The 22279-nt window shown below is 69.5% G+C and carries 24 protein-coding genes; 10 read left to right on the forward strand and 14 right to left on the reverse strand.

Annotated elements, in window-relative coordinates:
- Positions 1 to 13 precede the first annotated feature (13 nt).
- The 4 genes from dqs_RS02590 to rsxA are packed head-to-tail and all read right to left on the reverse strand — an operon-like array spanning position 14 to position 3762.
- Positions 14 to 1069, reverse strand: a complete 1056-nt coding sequence (locus dqs_RS02590) for an RnfABCDGE type electron transport complex subunit D (protein ID WP_011764249.1) — start codon at positions 1067 to 1069, stop codon at positions 14 to 16.
- The gene (rsxC, locus tag dqs_RS02595; RefSeq protein ID WP_065339576.1) at positions 1066 to 2625 is read right to left on the reverse strand and encodes an electron transport complex subunit RsxC; all 1560 of its coding nucleotides are present in this window, start codon (positions 2623 to 2625) and stop codon (positions 1066 to 1068) included. Before rsxC ends, dqs_RS02590 begins: the two co-directional genes overlap by 4 nt.
- A 10-nt stretch (positions 2626 to 2635) precedes the next feature.
- Positions 2636 to 3163 (reverse strand): RnfABCDGE type electron transport complex subunit B, encoded by a 528-nt coding sequence (locus dqs_RS02600; RefSeq protein WP_011764251.1) that lies wholly within the window; start codon positions 3161 to 3163, stop codon positions 2636 to 2638.
- Positions 3164 to 3180: 17 nt separating this feature from the next.
- Positions 3181 to 3762, reverse strand: coding sequence for an electron transport complex subunit RsxA (gene rsxA / locus dqs_RS02605; protein ID WP_011764252.1), 582 nt, complete (start codon positions 3760 to 3762; stop codon positions 3181 to 3183).
- A gap of 363 nt (positions 3763 to 4125) precedes the next feature.
- On the opposite strand from rsxA, the gene nifL reads away from it, so the two are divergent.
- Positions 4126 to 5682, forward strand: a complete 1557-nt coding sequence (gene nifL / locus dqs_RS02610) for a nitrogen fixation negative regulator NifL (RefSeq protein ID WP_065341618.1) — start codon at positions 4126 to 4128, stop codon at positions 5680 to 5682.
- Entirely contained in the window at positions 5679 to 7232 is a 1554-nt protein-coding gene (nifA, locus tag dqs_RS02615; protein WP_011764254.1) for a nif-specific transcriptional activator NifA, read from the forward strand. The genes nifL and nifA overlap by 4 nt, the downstream gene beginning before the upstream one ends.
- A gap of 43 nt (positions 7233 to 7275) precedes the next feature.
- Here the strand turns inward: nifA and dqs_RS02620 are convergent, their stop codons facing one another.
- The 3 genes from dqs_RS02620 to dqs_RS02630 are packed head-to-tail and all read right to left on the reverse strand — an operon-like array spanning position 7276 to position 9927.
- A complete protein-coding gene (locus dqs_RS02620; RefSeq protein ID WP_065339577.1) occupies positions 7276 to 8844 on the reverse strand; it encodes a YiiX/YebB-like N1pC/P60 family cysteine hydrolase in 1569 nt (522 codons plus the stop codon).
- Between the two features lie 25 nt (positions 8845 to 8869).
- On the reverse strand, positions 8870 to 9403 hold the full coding sequence (locus dqs_RS02625; protein ID WP_065339578.1) for a hypothetical protein: 534 nt from the start codon (positions 9401 to 9403) through the stop codon (positions 8870 to 8872).
- Positions 9400 to 9927, reverse strand: coding sequence for a superoxide dismutase family protein (locus dqs_RS02630; protein ID WP_011764257.1), 528 nt, complete (start codon positions 9925 to 9927; stop codon positions 9400 to 9402). Before dqs_RS02630 ends, dqs_RS02625 begins: the two co-directional genes overlap by 4 nt.
- Before the next feature lie 326 nt (positions 9928 to 10253).
- Between dqs_RS02630 and nifB the strand changes: the two genes are divergently transcribed.
- The 8 genes from nifB to draG all read left to right on the forward strand — a co-directional run bounded on the left by nifB (position 10254) and on the right by draG (position 16313).
- Entirely contained in the window at positions 10254 to 11750 is a 1497-nt protein-coding gene (nifB, locus tag dqs_RS02635; protein ID WP_011764258.1) for a nitrogenase cofactor biosynthesis protein NifB, read from the forward strand.
- 117 nt (positions 11751 to 11867) lie between these two features.
- Positions 11868 to 12158, forward strand: coding sequence for a YfhL family 4Fe-4S dicluster ferredoxin (locus tag dqs_RS02640; RefSeq protein ID WP_011764259.1), 291 nt, complete (start codon positions 11868 to 11870; stop codon positions 12156 to 12158).
- Between the two features lie 96 nt (positions 12159 to 12254).
- Positions 12255 to 12704 carry a thioredoxin domain-containing protein gene (locus dqs_RS02645; RefSeq protein ID WP_011764260.1) on the forward strand — a complete coding sequence of 150 codons (450 nt, stop codon included), beginning with the start codon at positions 12255 to 12257 and terminating at the stop codon, positions 12702 to 12704.
- On the forward strand, positions 12701 to 13990 hold the full coding sequence (locus dqs_RS02650; protein ID WP_065339579.1) for an FprA family A-type flavoprotein: 1290 nt from the start codon (positions 12701 to 12703) through the stop codon (positions 13988 to 13990). Before dqs_RS02645 ends, dqs_RS02650 begins: the two co-directional genes overlap by 4 nt.
- 9 nt (positions 13991 to 13999) lie before the next feature.
- Complete coding sequence (locus tag dqs_RS02655; RefSeq protein WP_011764262.1) at positions 14000 to 14287, forward strand: 2Fe-2S iron-sulfur cluster-binding protein; 288 nt, start codon at positions 14000 to 14002, stop codon at positions 14285 to 14287.
- A 51-nt stretch (positions 14288 to 14338) separates the two neighbouring features.
- The gene (locus tag dqs_RS02660; protein ID WP_011764263.1) at positions 14339 to 14689 is read left to right on the forward strand and encodes a 2Fe-2S iron-sulfur cluster-binding protein; all 351 of its coding nucleotides are present in this window, start codon (positions 14339 to 14341) and stop codon (positions 14687 to 14689) included.
- Positions 14690 to 14753: 64 nt separating this feature from the next.
- On the forward strand, positions 14754 to 15329 hold the full coding sequence (locus dqs_RS02665; RefSeq protein ID WP_011764264.1) for a nitrogen fixation protein NifQ: 576 nt from the start codon (positions 14754 to 14756) through the stop codon (positions 15327 to 15329).
- Between the two features lie 15 nt (positions 15330 to 15344).
- A complete protein-coding gene (gene draG / locus dqs_RS02670; protein WP_236778725.1) occupies positions 15345 to 16313 on the forward strand; it encodes an ADP-ribosyl-[dinitrogen reductase] hydrolase in 969 nt (322 codons plus the stop codon).
- 27 nt (positions 16314 to 16340) lie between these two features.
- On the opposite strand, the gene dqs_RS02675 is transcribed toward draG, so the two are convergent.
- From dqs_RS02675 to dqs_RS02705, 7 genes are all read right to left on the reverse strand, one after another.
- Positions 16341 to 17270: a PA2778 family cysteine peptidase gene (locus tag dqs_RS02675; protein WP_065339580.1), complete on the reverse strand. Its 930-nt coding sequence runs from the start codon at positions 17268 to 17270 to the stop codon at positions 16341 to 16343.
- Position 17271: 1 nt separating this feature from the next.
- Entirely contained in the window at positions 17272 to 17628 is a 357-nt protein-coding gene (locus dqs_RS02680; RefSeq protein WP_041642246.1) for a PA2779 family protein, read from the reverse strand.
- Between the two features lie 110 nt (positions 17629 to 17738).
- Positions 17739 to 18350: a DUF2238 domain-containing protein gene (locus dqs_RS02685; protein ID WP_065339581.1), complete on the reverse strand. Its 612-nt coding sequence runs from the start codon at positions 18348 to 18350 to the stop codon at positions 17739 to 17741.
- Positions 18351 to 18402: 52 nt separating this feature from the next.
- Positions 18403 to 19533, reverse strand: coding sequence for a tetratricopeptide repeat protein (locus dqs_RS02690; RefSeq protein ID WP_084018175.1), 1131 nt, complete (start codon positions 19531 to 19533; stop codon positions 18403 to 18405).
- Between the two features lie 202 nt (positions 19534 to 19735).
- Entirely contained in the window at positions 19736 to 20146 is a 411-nt protein-coding gene (locus dqs_RS02695) for a bacteriohemerythrin (RefSeq protein ID WP_011764270.1), read from the reverse strand.
- Positions 20147 to 20156: 10 nt separating this feature from the next.
- A complete protein-coding gene (locus dqs_RS02700; protein WP_011764271.1) occupies positions 20157 to 21008 on the reverse strand; it encodes an SIR2 family protein in 852 nt (283 codons plus the stop codon).
- 196 nt (positions 21009 to 21204) lie between these two features.
- Entirely contained in the window at positions 21205 to 22047 is an 843-nt protein-coding gene (locus dqs_RS02705; RefSeq protein ID WP_065339583.1) for an NAD(+)--dinitrogen-reductase ADP-D-ribosyltransferase, read from the reverse strand.
- Positions 22048 to 22279: the final 232 nt, after the last annotated feature.

Below are 22279 nucleotides of genomic sequence, written 5' to 3' on the forward strand. Positions count from 1 at the left end.
GCGCGCCTTGATGTCAGCGGGATTCGGCGGGATTCAGCGCGCGACCGTCGCGGCTGCGGCCGAAGATGCGCGGCCGGGTGTATTGGTCGATCAGCGGCGCGGTGGCATTCATCAGCATCACCGCGAACGCGATGCCTTCGGGGTAGGCACCCCAGGTGCGGATGATCCAGGTGAGCAGTCCGCAGCCGATACCGAAGATCCACTGTCCGAGCGGCGTGCTCGGCGAGGTGACGTAGTCGGTGGCGATGAAGAAGGCCGCGAGCATCACGCCGCCCGACAGCAGATGGGTCAGCGGGCCGAGGTACAGGTCCGGCGCGATCGCGCTGGCGAGCGCCGCGGGCGCTGCGACGCCGGCCAGGAAGGCGAGCGGGATGCGGGCGGTGATGATGCGCTGGAAGATCAGGAAGACGCCGCCGGCGAGCAGCAGCAAGGCGCTGGTTTCGCCCAGGCTGCCCTGGCGGTCGCCGAGGCCGAACGCGGCGGCCGAGTAGTGGCCGGTCAGCGACTGGCCGAGCAGGATGCCCTTGGTGGCCTCGCTCTTGACGTGGCCGAGCAGCGAGGCGCTGCTCATCGCGTCGGGCACCCCGGCGCCGAAGGTGATCGACAGCGCCTCGATCGCGCCCGGCAGCGTCTCCGGCGTGGGCAGCAGCCACTGCGTCATTTCCACCGGAAACGAGATCAGCAGCATCACGCGGGCGGCCATCGCCGGGTTGAACAGGTTCTGGCCGAGGCCGCCGAACAGGTGCTTGGTGACGATGATCGCGAACGCACCGCCCAGCGCGCCGATCCACCACGGCGCCCACGGCGGCAGCGACAGCGCGAGCAGCCAGCCGGTGAGCACCGCGGAGCCGTCGAACAGTGCGCGCCGGGTGTCGATGCCGCGGATGCGGGTCGAGAAGGCTTCGGCCAGCAGACAGGAGAGCAGCGTGACCAGCCACAGGTAGACGGCGGGCCAGCCGAAGCGCCAGAAGCCGGCCAGCGTGGCGGGCACCAGCGCCAGCATCACCAGCGTCATGACCCGGCCGACCTTGCGCGCGCCGTGGGCGTGGGGGGAGGAAATCGCGTTCATGCTGGGCTCTCTTCGCTGGCGGGTGCGGGTGCGGCGGCCTTCTTGGCAGCGGCCTTGGCGGCGGCTTCGGCCTTGGCCTTTTCACGTTCGGCCTTGCGGCGCGCGGCGGCCTCGGCCTTCTCGCGCGCTTCCTGTTCCATGCGCGCGGTGCGTGCATCGGCCAGCTGCTTGATCGCGTCCTGCTTCATCTTGTTGCGATCCTGCGCGGCGAGTTCGCCCTTGGCGTGGTTGAAGTAATGCACCAGCGGAATCTTGCTCGGGCAGACGTAGGAGCAGGTGCCGCAGCCGATGCAGTCCTTGAGGCCGATATCGACCGAGGCGGCGAGGTCGCCGTGCTTGATCAGCGCGGCCATGTCGAGCGGCATCAGGCCGATCGGGCAGGCGCCGACGCAGGAGGCGCAGCGGATGCAGGGGCCGGCGCTGGTGTCCTCGGTGCCGTAGCTGCCGACTTCGCCCGCGACCAGCGCGAGCAGGCCACCGCTGCCCTTGATGACCGGAATCTCCAGCGACTGGACCGCGAGGCCCATCATCGGGCCGCCCATCACATAGCGCACCGCCTCGGCCTTGAGGCCGCCGCAGAAGGCCAGCAGCGCCGACAAGGGCGTGCCGATGCGGACTTCGACGTTGCGCGGGGTGCGCACCGCGCCGCCGGACACGGTGACGATGCGGCGCGTCAGCGGCTCGCCGAAGCGGATCGCGCGGTGGATGGCCGCCGCGGTGCCGACGTTCTGCACCATCACGCCGATGTCGGCGGGGCGCCCGCCGGCGGGAATCTCGCGCCCGGTAAGCCATTCGATCAGCTGCTTCTCCGAGCCCATCGGGTAGCGGCTGGGCACCGCCACCACCTTCACCTCGGGGAACGCGCCGGCCGCGGCTTCCAGCGCCGCGATCGCCTCCGGCTTGTTGTTCTCGACACCGATCAGCACCTCGCGGCCGCCCATCGCGTGCAGGATGATGCGCGCGCCGTCGATCACCTGATTGGCGCGGTCGCGCATCAGGCGGTCGTCACAAGTCAGGTAGGGTTCGCATTCGCCGCCGTTGAGGATCAGCGTCGGGATCGCGGTCTTCTGGCCGAGCGACAGCTTGACCGCCGCCGGGAAGGTGGCGCCGCCCATGCCGACGATGCCGGCCTCGGCGACGCGGCGGGAAATCTCGGCGGCGCTGAGCGCAAACGGGTCGTTGTGCTCGGCCGGCAGCGCCTCATCGGCGCCATCCGGCTCGAGCAGGATCGCCGGCCCGGGCAGGCCGGAGGGATGGGGCACCGGCACTTCGGCGATGCCGACCACGATGCCCGAGGTCGGGGCGTGGATCGGCGCCGAGATTGCGCCCTGCGCTTCGGCCAGCAACTGGTTGCGCAGCACCCGGGTGCCGACCTCGACGATGGGCCGCGCGGGCGCGCCGATGTGCTGGCTGAGCGGCAGCACCAGGCGGTCCGGCAGCGGCACCAGCGCGATCTCGGTGTCGGCGGTGAGTTGCTTGCGGCCTTCGGGGTGCACGCCCCAGGGATTGAGCAGGCGGGCGAGACGGGCAAGGGGCGGAATGGAGGGCGAGCCCATGTTCGTATCCTCAGGCGGCGACAGGCTTGGGCCACACCCAGCTCTGCTGGGTGACCGGGATGGGCGACAGCGTGATCGCGCCCGTGGGGCAGACGTCCTCGCACTTGGCGCAGCCGGTGCAGGCGTCGCGGATCACGGTGTGGACCTGCTTGACCGCGCCGAGGATGGCGTCGGTGGGGCAGGACTTGTAGCACTTGGTGCAGCCGATGCAGATTTCCTCGGTGACGCCGGCGATCCGGGGGCCGTCGTCGCTCATGCCCGAGGTATCGACCGTGATGCCGAGCTTTTCGGCCAGGGCGACGGCGAGCGCCTTGCCGCCCGGCGGGCAACAGGTGACCGGGGCCTCGCCGGCGACGATCGCCGCGGCCGCGCCCGCACAGCCCGGGAAGCCGCACTGGCCGCACTGGGAGCCGGGCATCATGGCTTCGATTTCCGCCACCGCGCTGTCGGGCTCGACGTAGAAGCGGCGCGCCGCGACGCCGAGCGCGACGCCACAGAAGGCCCCGATCAGGGCGACGCTGGTAACTGCGATCAACATCTTCGTGCTCCCGGGATTCAGTGGTTGGTGAGGCCGGCAAAGCCCATGAAGGCGAGCGACAGCAGGCCGGCGGTGATGAAGCTGATCGGCGCGCCGGAGAAGGCCGCCGGCACCGAGGTGAGGGCAAGGCGTTCGCGCAGGCCGGCGAACAGCACCATCACCATCGTGAAGCCGAGCGCCGAGCCGAAGCCGTACAGCACGCTGCGGACGAAGCCGGCGCCTTCGCCGGCATTGAGCAGCGCGACGCCGAGCACCGCGCAGTTGGTGGTGATCAGCGGCAGGTAGATGCCCAGCACCTTGTAGAGGTCGGGCGCGGTCTTCTTGATGACCATCTCGACGAACTGCACCGTCGCCGCGATCACCAGGATGAAGGACAGGATGCGCAGGTAGCCGAAGTCGAACGGCACCAGCAGGAAGTGTTCGATCAGCCAGGTCAGCGCGCTTGCGAGCGTCAGCACGAAAGTGGTGGCCATGCCCATGCCGATCGCGCTGTCGACCTTCTTGGACACCCCCATGAAGGGGCACAGGCCCAGGAACTTGACCAGCACCACGTTATTTACCAGGGCGGTCCCCAGCAGCAGCATCAACCATTCGCTCATCGCTTTCCTCACTCGCCCAATGCATGGGTGTGGGGAGCACTTTGCAGAACGCGTGCCACGCTGATTTTCGACGCAAGTTGTTGAATAAAAAGAAATGGTGCGCTGCGTACCGCGGGTTTGGGTGTGCCGAGTGCGTCATCCCCGGCGGCTTTGTCGCAATTCGCACAAATGTACGGTTCGTGGCTGTTTACGCCCCGTTTACGTGCTGGCGCCACGTGCATCCAGCGATGTATCCGGGTGTTCGACGTCAGGTCGGAGGCGAGGATGGGCGCTGTCGCCGACGCACCGTGGCGGTGCGAACAAATGTCGCATTTGGCACAACGCTTGCTACAGGACGGGTGGCCCGCAATGCACGAGATCATCATGCCCGCACCCGTACCAACGCCCACCATCTTCGCCGACGCGATCTTCCACTACGCCGTGGAGCAGTCGGCGATCGCGATCTCGATCACCGACCAGCACGCCAACATCCTCTATGTGAACCCCGCGTTCTGTGCGATCACCGGCTACGCCGCGCACGAGGTGGTCGGCCACAAGCAATCGCTGCTGTCATACAAATCCACCCCCAAGGTGGTCTACCAGGAACTGTGGGGCGCGCTGAAAAAAGGCCGTTCGTGGACCGGGCGCCTGCTCAACCGCCGCCGCGACGGCTCGCCCTATGTGGCCGAACTCACCGTGACGCCGCTGAAGACGCCGGAGCATGAGGACGAGGACATCAACTACCTCGGCATGCACTGGGATGCCACCGAGGAACACCGGCTGTCGCGCCAGCTCGCCAACCACAAGCAGCTGATCGAATCGGTGATTTCGGTCGCGCCGGTGGCGGTGGCGCTGCTCGACGTCGACGGCCGGGTGGTGCTCGACAATCCGGCCTACAAGCGCATCGTTGCCGAGATGAAGGTCGACGAGCCGGCGCATGCGGTGATCGAGTCGCTGCGCCACAACCTCGGCGACAGCTTCGAAAAGGCCTTTGCCAGCCGCCGCGCGCTGCTCAACCAGGAGGTGCGGTTCGACCGCGCCGGTGGCGAGCCGCGCTGGTATGCCTGTTCGCTGTCGTGGTTCGAGGAACATCACACCAGTCCGGACGCGTTTTATGGCGACGGCTGTTCCGACTACATGCTGCTGGTGATGCACGATATCAGTGCGTCGAAGCGCCAACAGGAGGCGCTGCGCCTCGCCGCGATGCGCGCGATGCTGTCCGAGGGCGAACTCAACCAGAGCCTGCGCGAGGCGCTCGCGGGCGCGGTGTTCCAGTTGCAGGGCCCGGTCAACCTGATCTCCGCCGCCGCCGGGCTGCAGCGCCGCCGTGCCGGTCCCGGCGCCGGCAGCGACCCGCTGGCGCGTGCGCTGTCCGAGGCGCAGCGCGCCGGCGAGGAGGCGATCGCCACGCTGCAGGCGGCGATGCCGCCCGAGCCCGAGGAGCCCTCCGGCCCGGTCAACCTCAATGAAGTGCTGCGCGACGTGCTGATGCTCGAAACCGACGCGCTGCTGTCGGCGGGCATCACCGTCGATTGGCATCCGGCCCACGTGCTGCCCACCGTGCAGGGCGACCCCACGGCGCTGCGCACGCTGTTCCGCCAGCTCGTCTCCAACGCGATCGAGGCGATGAACGTGCGCGGCTGGAAGGAGCGCGCGCTGGTGCTGCGCACGTCCACCCAGAACGGCCAGGTCGACGTGGAGGTGACCGATACCGGTCCCGGCATACCCGAAGCCTTGCGGCTGAAAGTGTTCGAGCCCTTCTTTTCGACCAAGAAGGCGCGCGCCGCCGGCCGCGGCGTCGGCCTGTCGCTGGCGCAGGAAATCGTCACCCGCCATCGCGGCATGCTCGAGATCGACCCGGAGTACAGCGGCGGCTGCCGCCTGCGCATCAGCTTTCCGGCGCTGCGCTCGGCCCCGCTCGACCTGGAGGGCGGTCGATGAGCGCGGCCGGTCCGATGCCCGCCGCCGAGGAGCGCGTCGCCTGGCTGGAGGCCACGCTGGAGGCGCTGTACCGCGTCAGCCGTGTGCTGTCGCGCTCGCTCGAGCTGCGCGAAACCCTGTCCGAAGTACTGCGCGTGCTCGACGAGGAGTGCGGCTTCAACCGCGCGCTGGTCACGCTCAACGAGCCCGATGGCGAATCCATGGCGATTTCCGCGCTGCATGGCGTCGATGCGCCGATCGACCCTGACATCCGCTGGCGCTCCGGCGAAGGCGTGATCGGTTCCACTCAGCAGCGTTCGCGCCCGCTGGTGGTCGCGCGCCTCGCGGACGACCCCAACTTCCTGTCGCGGCGCGGCCTGTTCGACGGCGAGGCGCCCTTCATCGGCGCGCCGATCCGCGCCGGGCACGAAACCGTGGGCGTGCTCGCGCTGCAGCCCTCGCCCACCAGCCGCGAGCACCTGGACGACTACGCGCATTTCGCCGAGATGGTGGCCAACCTGGTCGGGCAGACGGTGCGGCTGTCCTGTCAGGTGCGGCAGGAACGCCGCGACATCGCCGAGGAACGCGACAACCTGCGCCGCACCGTGCGCAACCGCTTCGGCTTCGACAACATCGTCGGCCACACCCAGCGCATGCGCCAGGTGTTCGAGCAGATCCGCCAGGTGGCGAAGTGGAACACCACGGTGCTGGTGCGCGGCGAAACCGGCACCGGCAAGGAACTCATCGCGCAGGCGATCCACTACAACTCGCCGCGCGCGGCCGGCCCCTTCGTCAAGCTCAACTGTGCGGCGCTGCCGGAGAACCTGCTCGAGTCCGAACTCTTCGGCCACGAAAAGGGCGCCTTCACCGGCGCCCTGACGCAGCGCAAGGGCCGCTTCGAGATGGCCGACGGCGGCACCCTGTTCCTCGATGAAATCGGCGAAATCTCGGCCTCGTTCCAGGCCAAGCTGCTGCGCGTGCTGCAGGAGGGCGAACTGGAACGCGTCGGCGGCGCGCGCACGCTGCGGGTGGATGTGCGGGTGATCGCGGCGACCAACCGCGACCTCGAACTGGAGGTCGAAGCGGGCAAGTTCCGCGAGGACCTGTACTACCGCCTCAACGTGATGCCGATCATGCTGCCGCCGCTGCGCGAGCGCGTGGAGGACATCCCGGAAATCGCCCGCTTCCTGGTCGAGAAGGTGTCGGGCCAGCAGGGCCGGCCGCTGTCGATCACCGACAGCGCGCTGCGCATCCTGCTGCACCACGCCTGGCCGGGCAATGTGCGCGAACTCGAGAACTGCATCGAGCGCGCGGCGGTGATGAGCGAGGACGGCACCATCGACCGCGACCTGATCCTGATCTCCGGCATCGAGGAGCGGGTGACGCCGCTGCGCGGTGGCGGCGGCACGGTGGATCTGGACGACCCGGGGCTGGACGAGCGCGAGCGGGTGATCGCGGCGCTGGAGCAGGCCGGCTGGGTGCAGGCCAAGGCGGCGCGTCTGCTGGGCATGACCCCGCGCCAGATCGCTTATCGCATCCAGACGCTCAACATCAAGGTGCGGCAGATCTGATCCGCCGCGCACCGCGCCGGGCGGCCGGCGCGGTGCCGCCCGGTCAGCGCAGCGTGGCCTCGCTGCGCGCCAGGCTGGGCGCGGCCGGCGGCACCAGCTTTTCCATCAGCGCGCGTGGCGCCCGGCTCACTTCTTCGCCCTCGTGGTACAGCAGCGCCACGCTCAGCGGACCGTCGCCGGTCGCGCGCGCGGCGATGTTGTCCGGGCTTACGGTGACGCGGCCGAAGATGCGCGCGGTGGGCCACTGCATGTCGCCGTAGGCGAGGTACACCAGCTTGGAACAGAACACGCGCTGGGTGCTCTCGGCGTCGAAGTTGAAGTCGTAGGCCTTGCCGACCTGGCGCAGCGCCTGCAGCACCACGGCCACGCGCCCTTCCGGCGTCATGGTGTCCGCGCGCAGCACGGCGAGATCGTCGATGTTGAGGAAGTTCGCCAGCGGGTTCATCTCCACGCCGGAGCGCAGCGCCTCCACCACGCCGCGTCCGGCGCGGATCTGCGCCGCATGCGCCTGCACCAGCGGGTGCTCCCAGATGCCGAGCGCGCGCAGTTCGGCCTCGTCGCCCACCCAGATCGCGGCGTGGCCCCAATGGCCGGGGATGAAGGTGTCGGTCAGCCGGAAGGGCGTCTTCTCCAGCAGGATGTCCCCGGCGCGCAGCGTGCCGGCGACGCGCGCTTCCACGTCGGCGCGGCGGTCGAGCTTGCCGCGGCGGGTCTCCACCAGCCCGACCGTATTGCCGAACAGCAGGCTGTAGAGGTTGAGGCTTTCGTCGCGCAGCGTCGCGAGGGTGTCGGCGGTGGCGACGCGGAAGATGCCGAAATGCGCGCCCAGCTCGGCCAGCGGGCTGGCTTCGCGCACCATCTGGTAGGACGGACTCTGCGCGATCAGCGCGCCGAGATAGGCGCTGCCGTCGATCGCCTCCGCGCTGGCGGTGCTGCGGTTGCGCTCGAACCAGTCGATGCCGCGGCGCACGCGGCGGCGGTTTTCCGGCGATGCGAAGGCGCGCGTGATGCGGTCCAGTTCGCCGCGGTCGAGCGCAAAGCCGCGGTCGCCGCGGTTCAGCTTCAGGCGCAGGACGCTGTCGTCCTGGTAGAGCGAGATCGCCAGCAGGTAGTTGTCGTACAGCGTCAGCGCGGCCGCCAGCGACATCAGGATGCCGGCGTGCTGCACTGCGGCGAGCGCCGGATCGGTGGCGGCCGGCGCGTCCAGCCAGCATTCGTGCGCGAATGCGGTCTGCAGCAGGCTGCGGCGCTGCGCCAGCAGCGCGGCGGCGCCCGCATGCAGGCGCTGCAGGTCGGCGCCGCTCAGCGCCTCGCCGCGCGCGCTGCGCGCCTTCAGCGCGTGGAACAGGCGGATCGCCTCGGCGCGCATCGCCAGCGCTTCTTCGGACAACTGCTGGTAGGCGGCGAGCTGCTGCGTCATTTCGGCGCGCGCCAGCGCCGGTTCCAGCGCGGCGGGCAGTGCGCGGCACGGTGCGGAGATGTCGTCGATATCGGCTGCGGCGGCGATGGCGCCGAGATCGGCCACCGCGCCGGCACTGCCGCAGGCAGCCAGGCACAGGATGGCCGCGGTGCGGCGGAGGGGGGTGGAAAGGCGAGGGGCGTTCGGGCGCATGATGGCGTGGGCGGGCAGGGCCGGCTCAGGGCAGGTTGAAGACGAGGGCGAGGTCGCAGCTGCGCCCGCCGGGAAACCAGCGCGCCACGGCTCGGGCGGCGCCGGGAAAGTGGAACTGGAACTCTTCGGAAACCGGCTTGCGCTCGTGGCTCTCGCGGCGGGACTGGCCGAGCGCGGGGGCGAGCCGGGCGGCGAGGTCCGCTACCCGGGCGCGGCAGGCAGGGGCGTCGGCCGCCGGGGCGCTGGCCGGTTGCGGCAGCGCGATCACTTCCTCGATGCGGCCGTCGTCGCGCGCCATCGCCATCACCTCGAAGTCGACGCCGGCGCTGCGCACCCGGATCGTGACCTGGTCGCGGCTGTCGCAGCCGGGGCCGACCAGCGCCGCCGCCGGATCGAGCGGCAGCGCCTGCGCGGCGGCGGCCTGCAGGGGCGCGCCCAGTTGCAGCGGGCCGATGCCGCGCGCGCCGAGCGCAGCGCCCGGCGCCGCCGTCGCCGGCCCCGTCAGCAGCGCGGCCAGCAGCACGGCGGCGGCGCGGCAGGGGCGCCGCCGTGGGCTCACTCGCCCTTCACCACGCCGCAGGCGATGCGCGCGCCGGCGCCGCCGATCGGCTGGGTGCTGTGGTCGTCGCGGCTTTCATGGATCACCAGCGCGGCGCCGTCGGCATCCAGCAGCGCGGCGCGCTCGCCCGCACCCTTGATGCTGGCGAGCGGGGTGTACAGCTCGGCTTCGACGCTGCCGTCGGCGTGGACGAAGATCACCGGCAGGTCGCCCGCATCCGGCCCTTCGGGGTTCAGCAGGCCGTGCTTCTTGCCGGTGGGGTTGAGGTGGCCCTTGGAGGCGACGAAGCCCTTGTCCGCGTCCTCGCAGGTGCCGACGCTGTGGATGTGGATACCCTTGGGACCCGCCGCCAGCCCCTTGGCCGAGACATGGATGAGCACGCCCGCCGGGCCTTCGGTCAGCGTGGCGGTGCCGATCGCCTTGCCCTGGCGGTCGATCAGTTCGGCGGTGGCGCGGTCGGCGGCGAGGGCGTGGGTGGCGCAGGCGGCAAGCGCGAGGGCGGCAACAGTCTTGGCGAAGGGCATCTGGGTCTCCTGCAGGGGTGGGTATGCAATCGGATGGGCCGCAGCGCCGCGCCGTCCGGCCAGTCTGACGTCATGTCTTCATGCCGACGGTGCATGCGGTACGGGTGGCCGCATCTTAGGCGGCATCCACCGGCCGCGGCAATGCGTCGCCCGGCGCGGGCGGCCGCTTGTGCGGAGTCGCACACGGCGGGCTGTGACGTAGCCGACAAAAAAGCGTCGCGAAAAAAGAATAAGTCCTGTGTTTTCAATGGCCTGATTCCCTGCTTGCGGCTGGCACGGGGCTTGCGAAAGTCATCCGCGTAAGACTTCGCTAAAGGGGATCGACAATGGAACTCCCGGTTATCAGCAATACCGCGCCCGAGTCCTCGGGCGGCGGCTGTAGCTCAAGCGGCTGTGGGACCGCGCCCGACGCGCTCTCCCACCTGCCGGACAGCATCCGCAGCAAGGTTCAGGACCACCCCTGTTATTCGGAAGAAGCCCACCACTACTTCGCGCGCATGCACGTCGCGGTGGCGCCGGCCTGCAACATCCAGTGCAACTACTGCAACCGCAAGTACGACTGCTCCAACGAATCGCGCCCGGGCGTCGTGTCCGAAGTGATGAGCCCGGACCAGGCGGTCAAGAAGACGCTCGCGGTCGCCGCGGCGATTCCGCAGATGACGGTGCTCGGCATCGCCGGACCCGGAGACCCCCTCGCCAACCCCGAGCGCACCTTCGAGACCTTCCGCCGTCTCTCCGAAGAAGCGCCGGACATCAAGCTGTGCGTGTCCACCAACGGCCTGTCGCTGCCGGAAAGCGTGGATGAACTGGCCAAGCACAACATCGACCACGTCACCATCACCATCAACTGTGTGGACCCTGAGATCGGCGCCAAGATCTACCCGTGGATCTTCTGGGAAAACAAACGCATCTTCGGCGTCGAAGGCGCGAAGATCCTCATCGAGCAGCAGCAGAAGGGCCTCGAGATGCTGACCTCGCGCGGCATCCTGGTGAAGGTCAACTCGGTGATGATCCCCGGCATCAACGACGAGCACCTCAAGGAGGTCTCGAAGATCGTCAAGGCCAAGGGCGCGTTCCTGCACAACGTGATGCCGCTGATCGCGGAGGCCGAGCACGGCACCTACTTCGGCATCATGGGCCAGCGCGAACCGACGCCGCTGGAACTCGAAGCGCTGCAGGACTCCTGCTCGGGCGACATGTCGATGATGCGCCACTGCCGCCAGTGCCGCGCCGATGCGGTCGGCCTGCTGGGCGAGGACCGCGGCGCGGAGTTCACCATCGACAAGATCGAAGAGATGGAGATCGACTACGCCGCCGCCATGGTCGAGCGCGCCAAGGTGCACGACGCGATCACCTCCGAGCTGGAAATGAAGCGCGCGCTCAAGGCCGCGCCCAAGTTCAACCCGGAAGCCGGTGAAGAGAAGCCCGCCACGCGCCCGATCCGCATCGCGATCGCCAGCAAGGGCGGCGGCCTGGTGAACGAGCACTTCGGCCACGCCCACGAGTTCCTGGTGTACGAGGTCGGCCCCACCAGCCACCGCTTCCTCACCCACCGCAAGTGCACGCCCTACTGCATGGGCGACGAATCCTGCGGCGACGGCGAGACGGTGCTCGGCCAGATCATCAAGAGCCTGGAAGGCGTCGAAGTGCTGCTCGCCAGCAAGATCGGCTTCGAGCCCTGGGCCGATCTGGAAAAGGCCGGCATCCAGCCCAACGGCGAGCACGCGATGGAGCCGATCGAAGAGGCCATCCGCGCCGTGTATGACGAGCTGGCCGCCGCCGGCAAGCTCGACATGCCGGCCGAGGCCAAGGCTGCCGCCTGATGGTGGCAGGGGAGCCCGCGCTGGGGCGCGGGCTCCCGTTTTCCGCCCCTTGAAGGTTCCGCATCACCGTTCCGCACCCAATTTCCGCCTGCACCCAACGAACGCGAGAGGCACGACATGGCACTGGAAATCACCGAAGTCTGCGTGGGCTGTTATGCCTGTGAGCCGCTGTGCCCGAACAAGGCCATCAGCGCCGGCAACCCGGTCTTCACCATCGACCCCGACAAGTGCACCGAATGCCTGGGCGACTACGACAAGCCCCAGTGCGCCGAGATCTGTCCGATCGAGGCGGCCATCGTCGATGAGATCGGCGATCCGCTGAACCCGCTCGGCTCGCTGACCGGCATCCCGATCCACCTGATCGAGGAATACAACACGACCGGCACTGTCGCCCGTCCCGGCGTGTAAGCCACACAGAACCACCGATCGACGCGGGCGCCGCGAGGGGCCCGCTGCAACACCGCGGTGCGTTGCGCGCGCACTGCCTACCGCAAGGAGCATGTCGTGACGACGACCATGCAGATCCGCTTCTGGTGGAAGCCCGGCTGCGCCACCAATACCCGTCAGATCCGCCTGCTGAAGGACGCCGGCTGCGAGGTGACGGTCCTCGACCTGTTGACCGAGCCGTGGACGCCCGCGCGCCTGGCCGGTTTTCTTGCCCGCAAGCCGGTCGCCGAATGGTTCAACCCGGCCGCGCCGGCGGTGAAGTCCGGCGCGGTGGTGCCGGCCGCGTTCAGCCCCGAAGCCGCGCTCGAGCGCCTCGTCGCCGAGCCCATCCTGATCCGCCGCCCGCTGATCGAGATCGGCCACGCACGCTGTTCCGGCTTCGCGCCCGACTGGCTCGCGGCGCAGGGCGTCGCGCTCGCGCCCGAGGCCCCGGTGCCCGAGGGCTGCAGCCATGGCGACGCCCCGGCCGCCTTCTGTCCGCCCCCTGCCGTCGCGAGTCCGTCGTGAACACGCCCGGCGCGGTACCGCCGGACAAGGCCGTCGCGGTTGCCCCCGGCGTGCATTGGGTGGGCGCGCTCGATCCCGACCTGCGCCAGTTCGACATCATCCTGCGCACCGCCAACGGCACCAGCTACAACGCCTACGCGATCCGCGGCACCGCTGGGGTGGCGGTGGTCGACACGGTCAAGGCGGAGTACGCCGACGTCTTCTTCCAGCGGCTGTGGTCCTGTTGCCGGCCGGAGGAGATCAAGGCCATCGTGCTCAACCACCTCGAGCCCGACCACTCCGGCGCGCTGCCCGAACTGCTGCGCGCCGCGCCGCAGGCGCCGCTGTACATCTCGCGCCCGGCGTTCGCGATGCTCAAGGGCATCCTCAAGGACGGGCTGGACCCGGCGCGCATCATCGCCACCGAGCCCGAGACGCGGGTGGAACTCGGCGGGCGCAGCCTGCGCTTCCTGCAGACGCCCTATCTGCACTGGCCGGACACCCAATGCACCTGGGTCGAGGAAGACGGCTTCCTGTTCTCGGGCGACGTGTTCGGCTGCCACTTCTGCGACCCGCGCCTGTTCAACGACAAGGTCGGCGACTTCCGCTTCTCGTTCGACTACTACTACCAGCACATCATGCGGCCCTTCCGCGAGCACGTGCTGACCGCGCTGAAGCTGGTCGAGCCGCTGACGCTGCGGCTGATCGCCCCGGCCCACGGGCCGGTGCTGCGCGATGCGCCGCAGACCTACGTGCGGCGCTACCGCCAGCTCGCCACGCCGCAATTGCAGAACGAGGCCGCCGAGCGCGCCAAGACCCTGCTGGTGTTCTACATCAGCGCTTACGGCAACACCCAGCAGATGGCGCACGCGGTGCGCGAGGGCGCGGAGAGCGTCGATGGCGTGCGCGTGTCGCTGTACGACCTCGCCGGCGGCGAGACCGCGCCCTTTGTCGACCTGATCGAGGAAGCCGACGGCCTCGTGTTCGGCTCGCCGACGATCAACGGCGACGCCGTCAAGCCGGTGTGGGACCTGCTGTCCTCGCTCACGCTGGTCAACGTGCGTGGCAAGTTCGGCGCCGCCTTCGGCTCCTACGGCTGGAGCGGCGAAGCCGTCGGCCTGATCGAGGACCGCCTGCGCGGGCTCAAGCTGCGGGTGCCGCGCCCCGGGGTCAAGGTCAAGCTCATCCCCACCGCCGAAGAACTCGCGGAATGCGCCACCCTCGGCCGCGAACTCGCCGAGCAGCTCACCGGCAAGGCCGGCCCCCGCCACATCGATTTTTCCGCGCTGCACGCGCGTTCTGCATAGGAGCACGTCATGCCCAAGGCCCAGGTCACGTTCGAGGATATCGAAGTCACCGTCACCGTCCCCGCCGGAACCCGGCTCATCGAAGTGTCCGAGAAGATCGGCGCCGGCATCACCTACGGCTGCCGCGAGGGCGAATGCGGCACCTGCATGATGAAGATCGTGTCGGGCAGCGAACACCTCGCCAACCCCTCGGTGCTGGAAGACAAGGTGCTCAAGGACAACTTTGCCGGCGTCGCCAACCGACTCGCCTGTCAGGCCCAGGTGCTGGGCGGGCATGTGGTGGTGCGACCCGGCTGACAAGCGACAACCCCGGCAGAGAGGCCATCCAACCACGTTCGGAGCATCACCATGCCTAACATCACTTTCTCCAGCCCGATCCACAAGGACAAGACCGTCTACGCGGTCACGGGCTCGCACACCAACACCATCCTGAAGGTGGCCAAGGAGAACCACATCCCGATCGACTTCTCCTGTGAAGACGGCGAATGCGCCACCTGCCTGGTCAAGGTCACCTCGCTGACCCGCAAGGGCAAGATGGCCGGCCCGCTGACCGACAAGGAAGTCGCGGTGCTGAAGGAGCACAAGAAGATCACCGCCGAAGAGATCGAGCGGATGCGCGTCGAGGACGTGCCGACCACCCCGTGGCGTCTCGCCTGCCAGCTCGTGCTGCGCGACGAAGACCTGCTCGTCGAGTACTGATCGCGACGCCGGCCGGCCTGCGGGCCGGCCGTTTCCTTCGCGTGCTTCCATGAGGAATGCCGAGATGCTTGCTCCGCTCAATCACCGTCCGACTCCGGCACGGCTGGCGCTTCATGCCCATCTGATGCGGCACGCCGCCGGCACCCCCAATGACGAATTCATCGCCCACCTGATCGCCGGGTGGACCCTGGGCGATGGCGTGCTGCCGGCCGACCTGGGCCTGGGCGCGTCGCGCTTTGCCCGCCTGATGGCGGTGCACTTCCCCGGGCTGGCGTGGGAGCCGAAGCCGGACCACGGCCCCGCGCTGGTGCTCTATCCCGAGTTCGACGACCTCGTGCGCTTCATCGGTGCGCATGCCGATCCCACCGTGGCGGGCGCCGACGACATGACCCTGGTGCTGGCGACGGCCTGCATGGGGTCGGACCACCTGTGGCAGGACCTGGGCCTGCCGTCGCGCCGCGAGCTGTCGCAGCTCATCGCGCTCAACTTTCCCGAACTCGGCGCGCTCAACAACCGCGACATGAAGTGGAAGAAATTCCTCTACCGCGAGCTGTGCCAGCGCGAGGGCATCTTCGTGTGCGCCTCGCCCTCGTGCGAGTCCTGTGCCGACTACGCAAACTGTTTCGGGCCGGAAGTCTAGTTCTAGGAGATCGCCATGGTCGTGGTGGACGGGGACGAGGAGGTCGTGCTGGCGGAAGCCGCCGCGGCGGCCGCGCAGCGGGTGGACCGCGCCTGCGGCGCCATGCTGGGCCTGGCGATCGGCGACGCGCTCGGCGCCACCGTGGAATTCATGACCCCGCGCGAGATCAGCGCGCAGTACGGCGTGCACGACCGCATCCGCGGCGGCGGCTGGCTGCGGCTGCCGGCGGGCGAAGTCACCGATGACACCACGATGACCTTTGCGCTGGCCGAGGCCTGGCTGGGCGCCGGCGGCCCGCCCGACGCGCGCGCCTGCGCCGACGCCTTCGATGCCTGGATGCGCGCCAAGCCGGTGGATATCGGCAACACCGTGCGCCGCGGCATCGTGCGCTGGCGGCTGCACGGCACCGCCCAGGCCGAGCCCTCTTCGGACGCCGGCAACGGCGCCACCATGCGTTGCCTGCCGGCCGCGCTCGCCACCGTCGGCGCGGATACGGCGGCGATCGAACAGGCGGCGCTGGTGCAGGCCCGGGTGACCCACCACAACCCGCTGACCGACGCCGCCACGCTGTGCGCGGTGCGGATGGTGCATGCCGCCTTCGCCGGCGCCGGCATGCCCGGTGTGCTGGCCGAAGCGGATCACCTGGTCGCCGCGCACGGCGAATTTGCTTTCCGCGACCGCCGCTGCGACAACCCCAGCGGCTTCATCGTCGACACGATGCGGGCGGTGTGTCAGGCGCTCGCCGAGCGCAACGGCTTCCAGGCGGTGCTGACCGACGTAGTCAATCGCGGCGGCGATGCCGACACCACCGGCGCGATCGCCGGCATGATCGTCGGTGCGGTGGTGGGCGAAACCGGCCTTCCGGCGGCATGGCGGCAGGCGGTGAAGCCCGCGGTGCGCAAGGAATGCGTGCGCCTCGCCTGCGGCCTGCTCGAACTCGCGCCGGTCAGCCGGGGCGCCGTCGCGGGCGCGGCGTTGCGCTGATGCCGGCGGCGACCGCCGCCACGGGCTTCAGCCCCCGGCGATGAGGTCCAGCGTGCGCTGGTAGATCGGCAGGCGCGCGCCACCGATGGCGACGGCGCGTTCCGCCGCTGCCCGGGCGGCGGCGCGCTCGCCCCGCTCGTACAGCACTTGCGCAAGGTTGTTCCAGGCGTCGCCCGCCTCGGGATGATCCAGCGTGGCCTGGCGGAAGGCACGTTCCGCCGCCGGCAGGTCGCCTTGGCGATAGGCGGCGTTGCCGTGGCCGATGCGGGCGATCAGGTTGGCGGGCCAGGCTTGCAGCGCGGTGAGATAGGCCGTGGCCGCGGCATCCGGCGCCACCCGCTCCAGCGCCACCGCGGCCGCGACGTAATCGGCCTCGCGCGCGCTCGCCGGCAGGCGGTCCGGCGGCAATGCGACAAAGGCCCAGCGGCCGGCTTTCGCCCAGCTGCGGTCGAAATCGTCCAGCGTCATTTCCAGCCGGCGCTCGCGCCCGGAGCGCAGCACGATGCGGCTGGCGTCGAGGTCGTAGCCCACCGCCGCCGCGTAATGCCACTGCGGCGCCCAGTCGAAGCGCAGGTTCTGCAGCACCACCACAGGATGCCCTGCCGCGAGTTCGCGCAGCAGCGCGTTCGGTTCGGGCGGCAGCCGGTAGGCCACCGTGCCAGCACGCCGTGCCGCGGCCATCATCTCGGGCTGCAGGCTGCCCTGCCGTGCAGGAATGTAGACCTCCGCGGTCAGATCCTCAGGTCGGCGCGCTATCCCGGCGCTGCCGAGCGCCGTGGCCAGTGCCGCCGGGCCGCACTGGTAGTCCTCCTGCGGGTGGAAAGGCGCATCCTCGCGCTCCGCGCGTACCGGCAAGTCGCTGCCGGCCGGCGGGCGCCAGTCGGCGGTGGGCAGCGTCGTGCACGCCGCCGCGGACAGCGCCGCGGCGGCAGCGAGACAGCGGATCAGCGATGTCACGTCAGAGCGCGACCACAACGAGGATGGCGACGAGGATGATCAGGATCCATTCGGTGGTGGTGATCGCGCCACCGGCCGGCATGGTGTCGATGCGCTGCGCGAGCGCGTGGATCTCGTCCTGGTCGAGCGCGGCGACGCGATCGGCGGCAGCCAGTCCATCCACGCCCATGGCCTGCAGCCGCTCCTTCACGGTGGCCTGTTCGAGGAATTGCTGCACCTTGGCGCGGTCGGCGTCGGCGGAAGCCTGCGCGGCGGCTTGCGGCGTCGTCACCAGTTCGGCATGCAGAGCGGGGGTGTGGAGGCCGACGGCAAGCGCAAGCAGGGTTGCCGAGGCGAGGCGGGGCGAAAACTTCTTCATGGTCTTCTCCTGCGGACGGGCACGCAGGTTCGACGCCGCCCAGGGCGGAAAGATTTCCGCGAATTTGTCATCAGAATTGTCGACGCCGGCAACGCGGCGCCACGCGCGGTTCAGCGGCCGCGTGGCGTCGGCGTGAGCGCGGCGAGCTGGCGGTCGTGCACGCGGCCGAGCGCCAACTGCGCGCTGCCGGCGCCGAGCAGCGCCATGAACATGTCCCACTGCGCGTCCCACGGATCGCCCTGGGTGCCGAGGAATTCGACCGAACCGTCACCCCACCACACCGCGGCGGCCCATTCCACCAGCTCGTAGGCGGCGCTGATGCCGAGGCAGGCGAGCAGCAGCAGCGCGAACAGCCATTTCCCCGGACGCAGCGGCGAGGTGCGCAGCAGCAGCTCGCGCCCGAGGATGGCGGGCGTGACCCCCTGGAAGAAGTGGCCGAAGCGGTCGTAGGGATTGCGCGCGAGGCCGAACATCTCCTGCACCTCGAAGCCGATCGGCACCCGTGCGTAGGTGTAGGCGCCGCCGCCGATCAGGATCAGCGCGAAGAACGCGACCAGGCCGCAGGTCAGCGGTGTCAGCGGGAAACGGCGCGCGCTGATCAGCAGGACGGGCAGCGCGATCAGCACCGGCGCCACCTCCGCCAGCCACACGCCGCGGTGGTAGGGCGCGACGCCGGACGCAACCAGCGCGGCGAGCACGAGGATCAACAGGCGAAGGCGCATCGCAGACTCCAGCGGGCGAGCGGGACATGCGGCGGGCGGTGATCTTCGTCCGTCATGCCGCGAGCGGTGGCGCGGCGCGGTGGACGCAGAGCCGCACGCTGCCGTGCAGGAACAGCGCATACACGACGCCCGCGGCGAGCACCAGATGCCCCAACAGCACCTCGAACTCGGTGAAGGCCAGGTAGGCGGCCATCGAGAACACCACCAGTTCCAGCGCGAGCACCGCGAAGAGCAGGGCGCGGAGCCGGTTCGCGCGGTCGGCGCCGGCCTGGCTCCGGCGCAGCGCCCACAGCGCCGAGAGGTCGAGCAAGGCGAACAGGCCCAGCAGTGCGAGGAGAAGGTAGGCGATGGACTCGTCGAATTCGCCCTCCAGCAAGGTGAACCCCAGGACGAAGGCCAGCGCGAGGGTCTGCACGCCGAACAGCAGCCACTTGAACACGCGCTTGCGGCGCTGCCAGCTGGAGGGCTCCGTCCGCGCACGCGCAAACAGCAGGTAGGTGCCGAACAGGCCGATCAGCGGGAGCGACGCCAGCGTGGCCAGCAGCGCCCACAGCAGTGGCGTGAAGAGGTCGACCTCGGCGCTGTCCCCGGCCCCGGTCGTGTCGCTGGAAGTGCGCATGACCGGCAGCGCTTCCACCGGCGGTGCAGGCGGAAGTTCGGCCAGCGCCTTGGCGGCTGCCTCGTGCCCGGCGTCCGCAGCCGCGCTCAGCCAGTAGCGCGCCATGCCTTCGTCCTTCGCGGTGCCCCACGCGTTCAGGTACATGCGGCCCAGCACGTACTGCGCCGCGCTGTCGCCGCCTTGGGCCACGTCGAACATCAGCGTGAAGGCCTGTTCGCGGTCCTGCGGGATGCCTTCGCCTTCGAGGTGCATCAGGGCCAGGTTGTAGCGCGCGGAGGCGTCGCCCAGTTCGGCGGCTCTGGCATACCAGGCGGCGGCGAGGGCGTCGTTCAGCGCCACGCCCCAGCCTTCGTCGTACATCCGGCCGAGCCTGAACTGGGCACCCGCGTCGCCGCTGACGGCCGGCAACTGCAGTTCCTGGAACGCGACCGCGTAGTCCTTGCGCTCATACGCGGCGATGCCCGCGTCGAGGTCTGCTCGCGCCGCGCCAGCGGCGCCGCCGAGCAACACACCGAGCGCCGCACAGGCGGCAAGCACACGTCTGGAGGAGGGGAAGGTCGGCATGCGGGTATTCCGTCTGGTCGTGTCGTGGGCGTGAGGCCGCCATGGGATGTGGGTGCGAGTATGGCGCCGTCTTGGCGGCGCGGTTTGACGATGCGCAAAACCGGAGGGGGCGTGTGTGTTGTGGCCGCGGTTCAAACGGCAAGGGCGGGGAATCCACCGGATTCCCCGCCCTTCGGGTGCGTCGCGGCGACCGCCGGGACGCTCAGCCGGTGGTCGCCTTGGCCGCCAGCTGCTTCAGGTGCGCCGCCAGCGCCGAGTCCATCGTCGCCAGATGCAGGTCGAACCACTCCTTCAGGTTCTCGCGTACATAGGCGCGGGCGAAGCGCATGCGGCCCGCCTGCACGTTGCGGTTGAAGGAGCGCAGCTCGATCAGCACGCGCTGGTGCTCGCTGATGTGCTCGCCGATGGCGTTGAAGCGGGTCGCCTTCATCTTCGCGTCCTCGGCGAAGAAGTGGTCGCGGGTGTGGTCGTGGAACTCGGCGAACAGCTTGGGGAAGCTGGCATCGTCGGCCGCGGCGAGGCGGCCGACGAGTTCCACGAACTCGCGGTGGGTGGCGTCCATCTCGGCCACGCCCAGCGTGTGGCGGGCGTCGTCCCAGACCAGTTCGGCCATTGCGCCGGCCTCAGGCCGCCTGCGCCAGCGGCAGGCCGGCGAGGTCGCGCAGGTCGGCGTCGATCACGGTAAGGCCGAGGCGCGCACAGAAGCGCTTTTCCTTGTCGTTGGCACCGGGGATCAGCGCCCAGCCGGACGGCTGTGCCGCGCTGAAGATGATGTCCGACAGCAGCATGCGCTGGGTGTCGCGGTTCAGGCGCATGCCGGCGACGAGGTACTTGAGGCCGACGCGGCGGGTCTTGAGGAAGCCGGGGATGGCGAAGCCGCCCATCAGTTCGGTGATGTAGTCGACGAAGTCGGCGTCGGACGCGATCCAGTTGCCTTCCGGCCAGGGGGTGCCGCAGGGCTTGAACAGGATGGGCGCGGCCGGGTCGATCGCGCTCTCGTCGACCGCGGCGCTGTATTTCTCGCCGTCGTACTTGTACAGCTTGTAGCGGTAGGCAGTGCCGGCGATGCGGGCGACGCCGACGATCAGCGTGTGCGGGCGGCCGGCGTAGAGCTTCTGCAGGCCGGTGTCGCGGTTGATGTCGACGATATAGGGCAGCTTCTGCTCGGCCAGCCAGCGGTGCAGCGCGGCTTCGCTCCAGCCGTTGTCGCCGTAGGTCTGCTCCAGCCAGCGGTTGACCGCGCTGCGGCCGCGCTTGAGTTCGACGTTCATCGCCGCACGCGGGAACTCGTACATCAGCCGCGGCGCCATCGGCTGGCCGTTGTTGAGCGACAGGATCAGTTCGTCGCTGGTGGCGGGAATCTTGATGCCCTTGGTGGCGTGGGTGACGTCGGCAAGCGCCTCGGCACCGATGAAGGGCACCACCTCGCCGGCGGCAAGGCCGGCCTTGATCTGTTCGAAGACTGCTTCGTTCATGGGAGCTTCCTTGTCGAGTCGGTCGGAGCGGGCGTTGCGCCCGGTTCGATCCGACAAGGCGCAAGAACGATGCCATTGCGCGCAAGGCCGGGAACGGCGCGGAAAACGGGACGATTACGGGGGCGGGCGCGGCGGCGCAGCGAGGGATGTCGGCGTTGTCGGGCGCGCTTGTCGCGAATGCGACAGCGGCACGGTGTCAGCTCAGCCAGCGCACCGCGGCGATGCCGCCGATCACCAGATATTCGTCCTCGCCCTGCAGGCGGCCCGGCAGCAGCTGCGAGAACGCCAGGACCTTGGCGGTCGGCACCCGGCATTCCAGCACGCGGTCGCCGAATTCATCCGCGCGCTCGCGGTCGGCGGAAAACGAGCTGAGGTTGTTGAGCTGCACCAGCACCCGGCCGTCGGCCAGCTCCCCGACCCGCGGCAGCGCGCCCGCACCCGAGTAGCCCCTATATAGAAGCAGGTGGCTGCGGCCCGCCAGGCGGCGGCCGAACTCGTACTGGGCCCAGGCGTACAGCAGGTCGATCTGCGCTTCGAGCGCACAGGTGGTGTACAGCCCGGTCGCCACCTCCTGGTCGAAGGCTTCGCGCGCGGGGGTGTCCAGTTCGCCCAGCGGGCGGCGGTGAAAGCCGGTAAGCAGGCCGAAACGCGATTCCACCCAGGCCTTCAGGATCGCGCCCTCGCGCCCCTCGGAGTCGAACAGCCAGCCGCGCAGCAGGCGCAGGTAGTCGAGCTTGCTGCGGTTGATGCGGGCGGTGTCGGACAGACCGAGCGCCGGCGCGTCGTCGAGCAGGAAATGGGCGGTCATGTAGGACTGGAACAGCGCCGCCCGCTCGGCGGCGTTCTCCAGCTCGTCCAGGCGATCGAACAGCGGCCGGTGGAGCGGCAGCACTCCATCGAGTTCGAGCGCCCGCGGCCCCAGCTGGAAGGCCAGGCTGGCGAGTGCATCCGGCGGCAGGTTGCAGCGGTTGATCGCCCGCCGGGCCTGCGCGGGCACGGTCGTACGCAACAGCGCGGGGTCGATGTCGGGTGTCTCCACAGGCGTGTAGTTGGCCTTACAAGGGGTGGGGGCATTGTCGCAACAACGACGACTACCGGCGTCTTCCGCGTTCCCCGAGGGATTCTGCTGCTCGTTGAATAGTTCTTTTGAAACAGTCATTTGTGTTGATTGTGTGGTGACTGGCACGGTGATTGCCATGGAGTGGTCGTGGGCGCCGGGCAATGTTCCTCCGGGCCCAGGACACCCGGTAGTTTTTTTCTTCAACGAGGAG

It is taken from the genome of Azoarcus olearius (genome assembly GCF_001682385.1).
Classification (GTDB): domain Bacteria; phylum Pseudomonadota; class Gammaproteobacteria; order Burkholderiales; family Rhodocyclaceae; genus Azoarcus; species Azoarcus olearius.

Coding starts and splice junctions, on each gene's coding strand:
- dqs_RS02590 (WP_011764249.1), bottom strand. CDS start 1,069: ATGAACGCGATTTCCTCCCCCCACGCCCACGGCGCGCGCAAGGTCGGC.
- rsxC (WP_065339576.1), bottom strand. CDS start 2,625: ATGGGCTCGCCCTCCATTCCGCCCCTTGCCCGTCTCGCCCGCCTGCTC.
- dqs_RS02600 (WP_011764251.1), bottom strand. CDS start 3,163: ATGTTGATCGCAGTTACCAGCGTCGCCCTGATCGGGGCCTTCTGTGGC.
- rsxA (WP_011764252.1), bottom strand. CDS start 3,762: ATGAGCGAATGGTTGATGCTGCTGCTGGGGACCGCCCTGGTAAATAAC.
- nifL (WP_065341618.1), top strand. CDS start 4,126: ATGCCCGCACCCGTACCAACGCCCACCATCTTCGCCGACGCGATCTTC.
- nifA (WP_011764254.1), top strand. CDS start 5,679: ATGAGCGCGGCCGGTCCGATGCCCGCCGCCGAGGAGCGCGTCGCCTGG.
- dqs_RS02620 (WP_065339577.1), bottom strand. CDS start 8,844: ATGCGCCCGAACGCCCCTCGCCTTTCCACCCCCCTCCGCCGCACCGCG.
- dqs_RS02630 (WP_011764257.1), bottom strand. CDS start 9,927: ATGCCCTTCGCCAAGACTGTTGCCGCCCTCGCGCTTGCCGCCTGCGCC.
- nifB (WP_011764258.1), top strand. CDS start 10,254: ATGGAACTCCCGGTTATCAGCAATACCGCGCCCGAGTCCTCGGGCGGC.
- dqs_RS02640 (WP_011764259.1), top strand. CDS start 11,868: ATGGCACTGGAAATCACCGAAGTCTGCGTGGGCTGTTATGCCTGTGAG.
- dqs_RS02655 (WP_011764262.1), top strand. CDS start 14,000: ATGCCCAAGGCCCAGGTCACGTTCGAGGATATCGAAGTCACCGTCACC.
- dqs_RS02660 (WP_011764263.1), top strand. CDS start 14,339: ATGCCTAACATCACTTTCTCCAGCCCGATCCACAAGGACAAGACCGTC.
- dqs_RS02665 (WP_011764264.1), top strand. CDS start 14,754: ATGCTTGCTCCGCTCAATCACCGTCCGACTCCGGCACGGCTGGCGCTT.
- draG (WP_236778725.1), top strand. CDS start 15,345: ATGGTCGTGGTGGACGGGGACGAGGAGGTCGTGCTGGCGGAAGCCGCC.
- dqs_RS02680 (WP_041642246.1), bottom strand. CDS start 17,628: ATGAAGAAGTTTTCGCCCCGCCTCGCCTCGGCAACCCTGCTTGCGCTT.
- dqs_RS02685 (WP_065339581.1), bottom strand. CDS start 18,350: ATGCGCCTTCGCCTGTTGATCCTCGTGCTCGCCGCGCTGGTTGCGTCC.
- dqs_RS02690 (WP_084018175.1), bottom strand. CDS start 19,533: ATGCCGACCTTCCCCTCCTCCAGACGTGTGCTTGCCGCCTGTGCGGCG.
- dqs_RS02695 (WP_011764270.1), bottom strand. CDS start 20,146: ATGGCCGAACTGGTCTGGGACGACGCCCGCCACACGCTGGGCGTGGCC.
- dqs_RS02700 (WP_011764271.1), bottom strand. CDS start 21,008: ATGAACGAAGCAGTCTTCGAACAGATCAAGGCCGGCCTTGCCGCCGGC.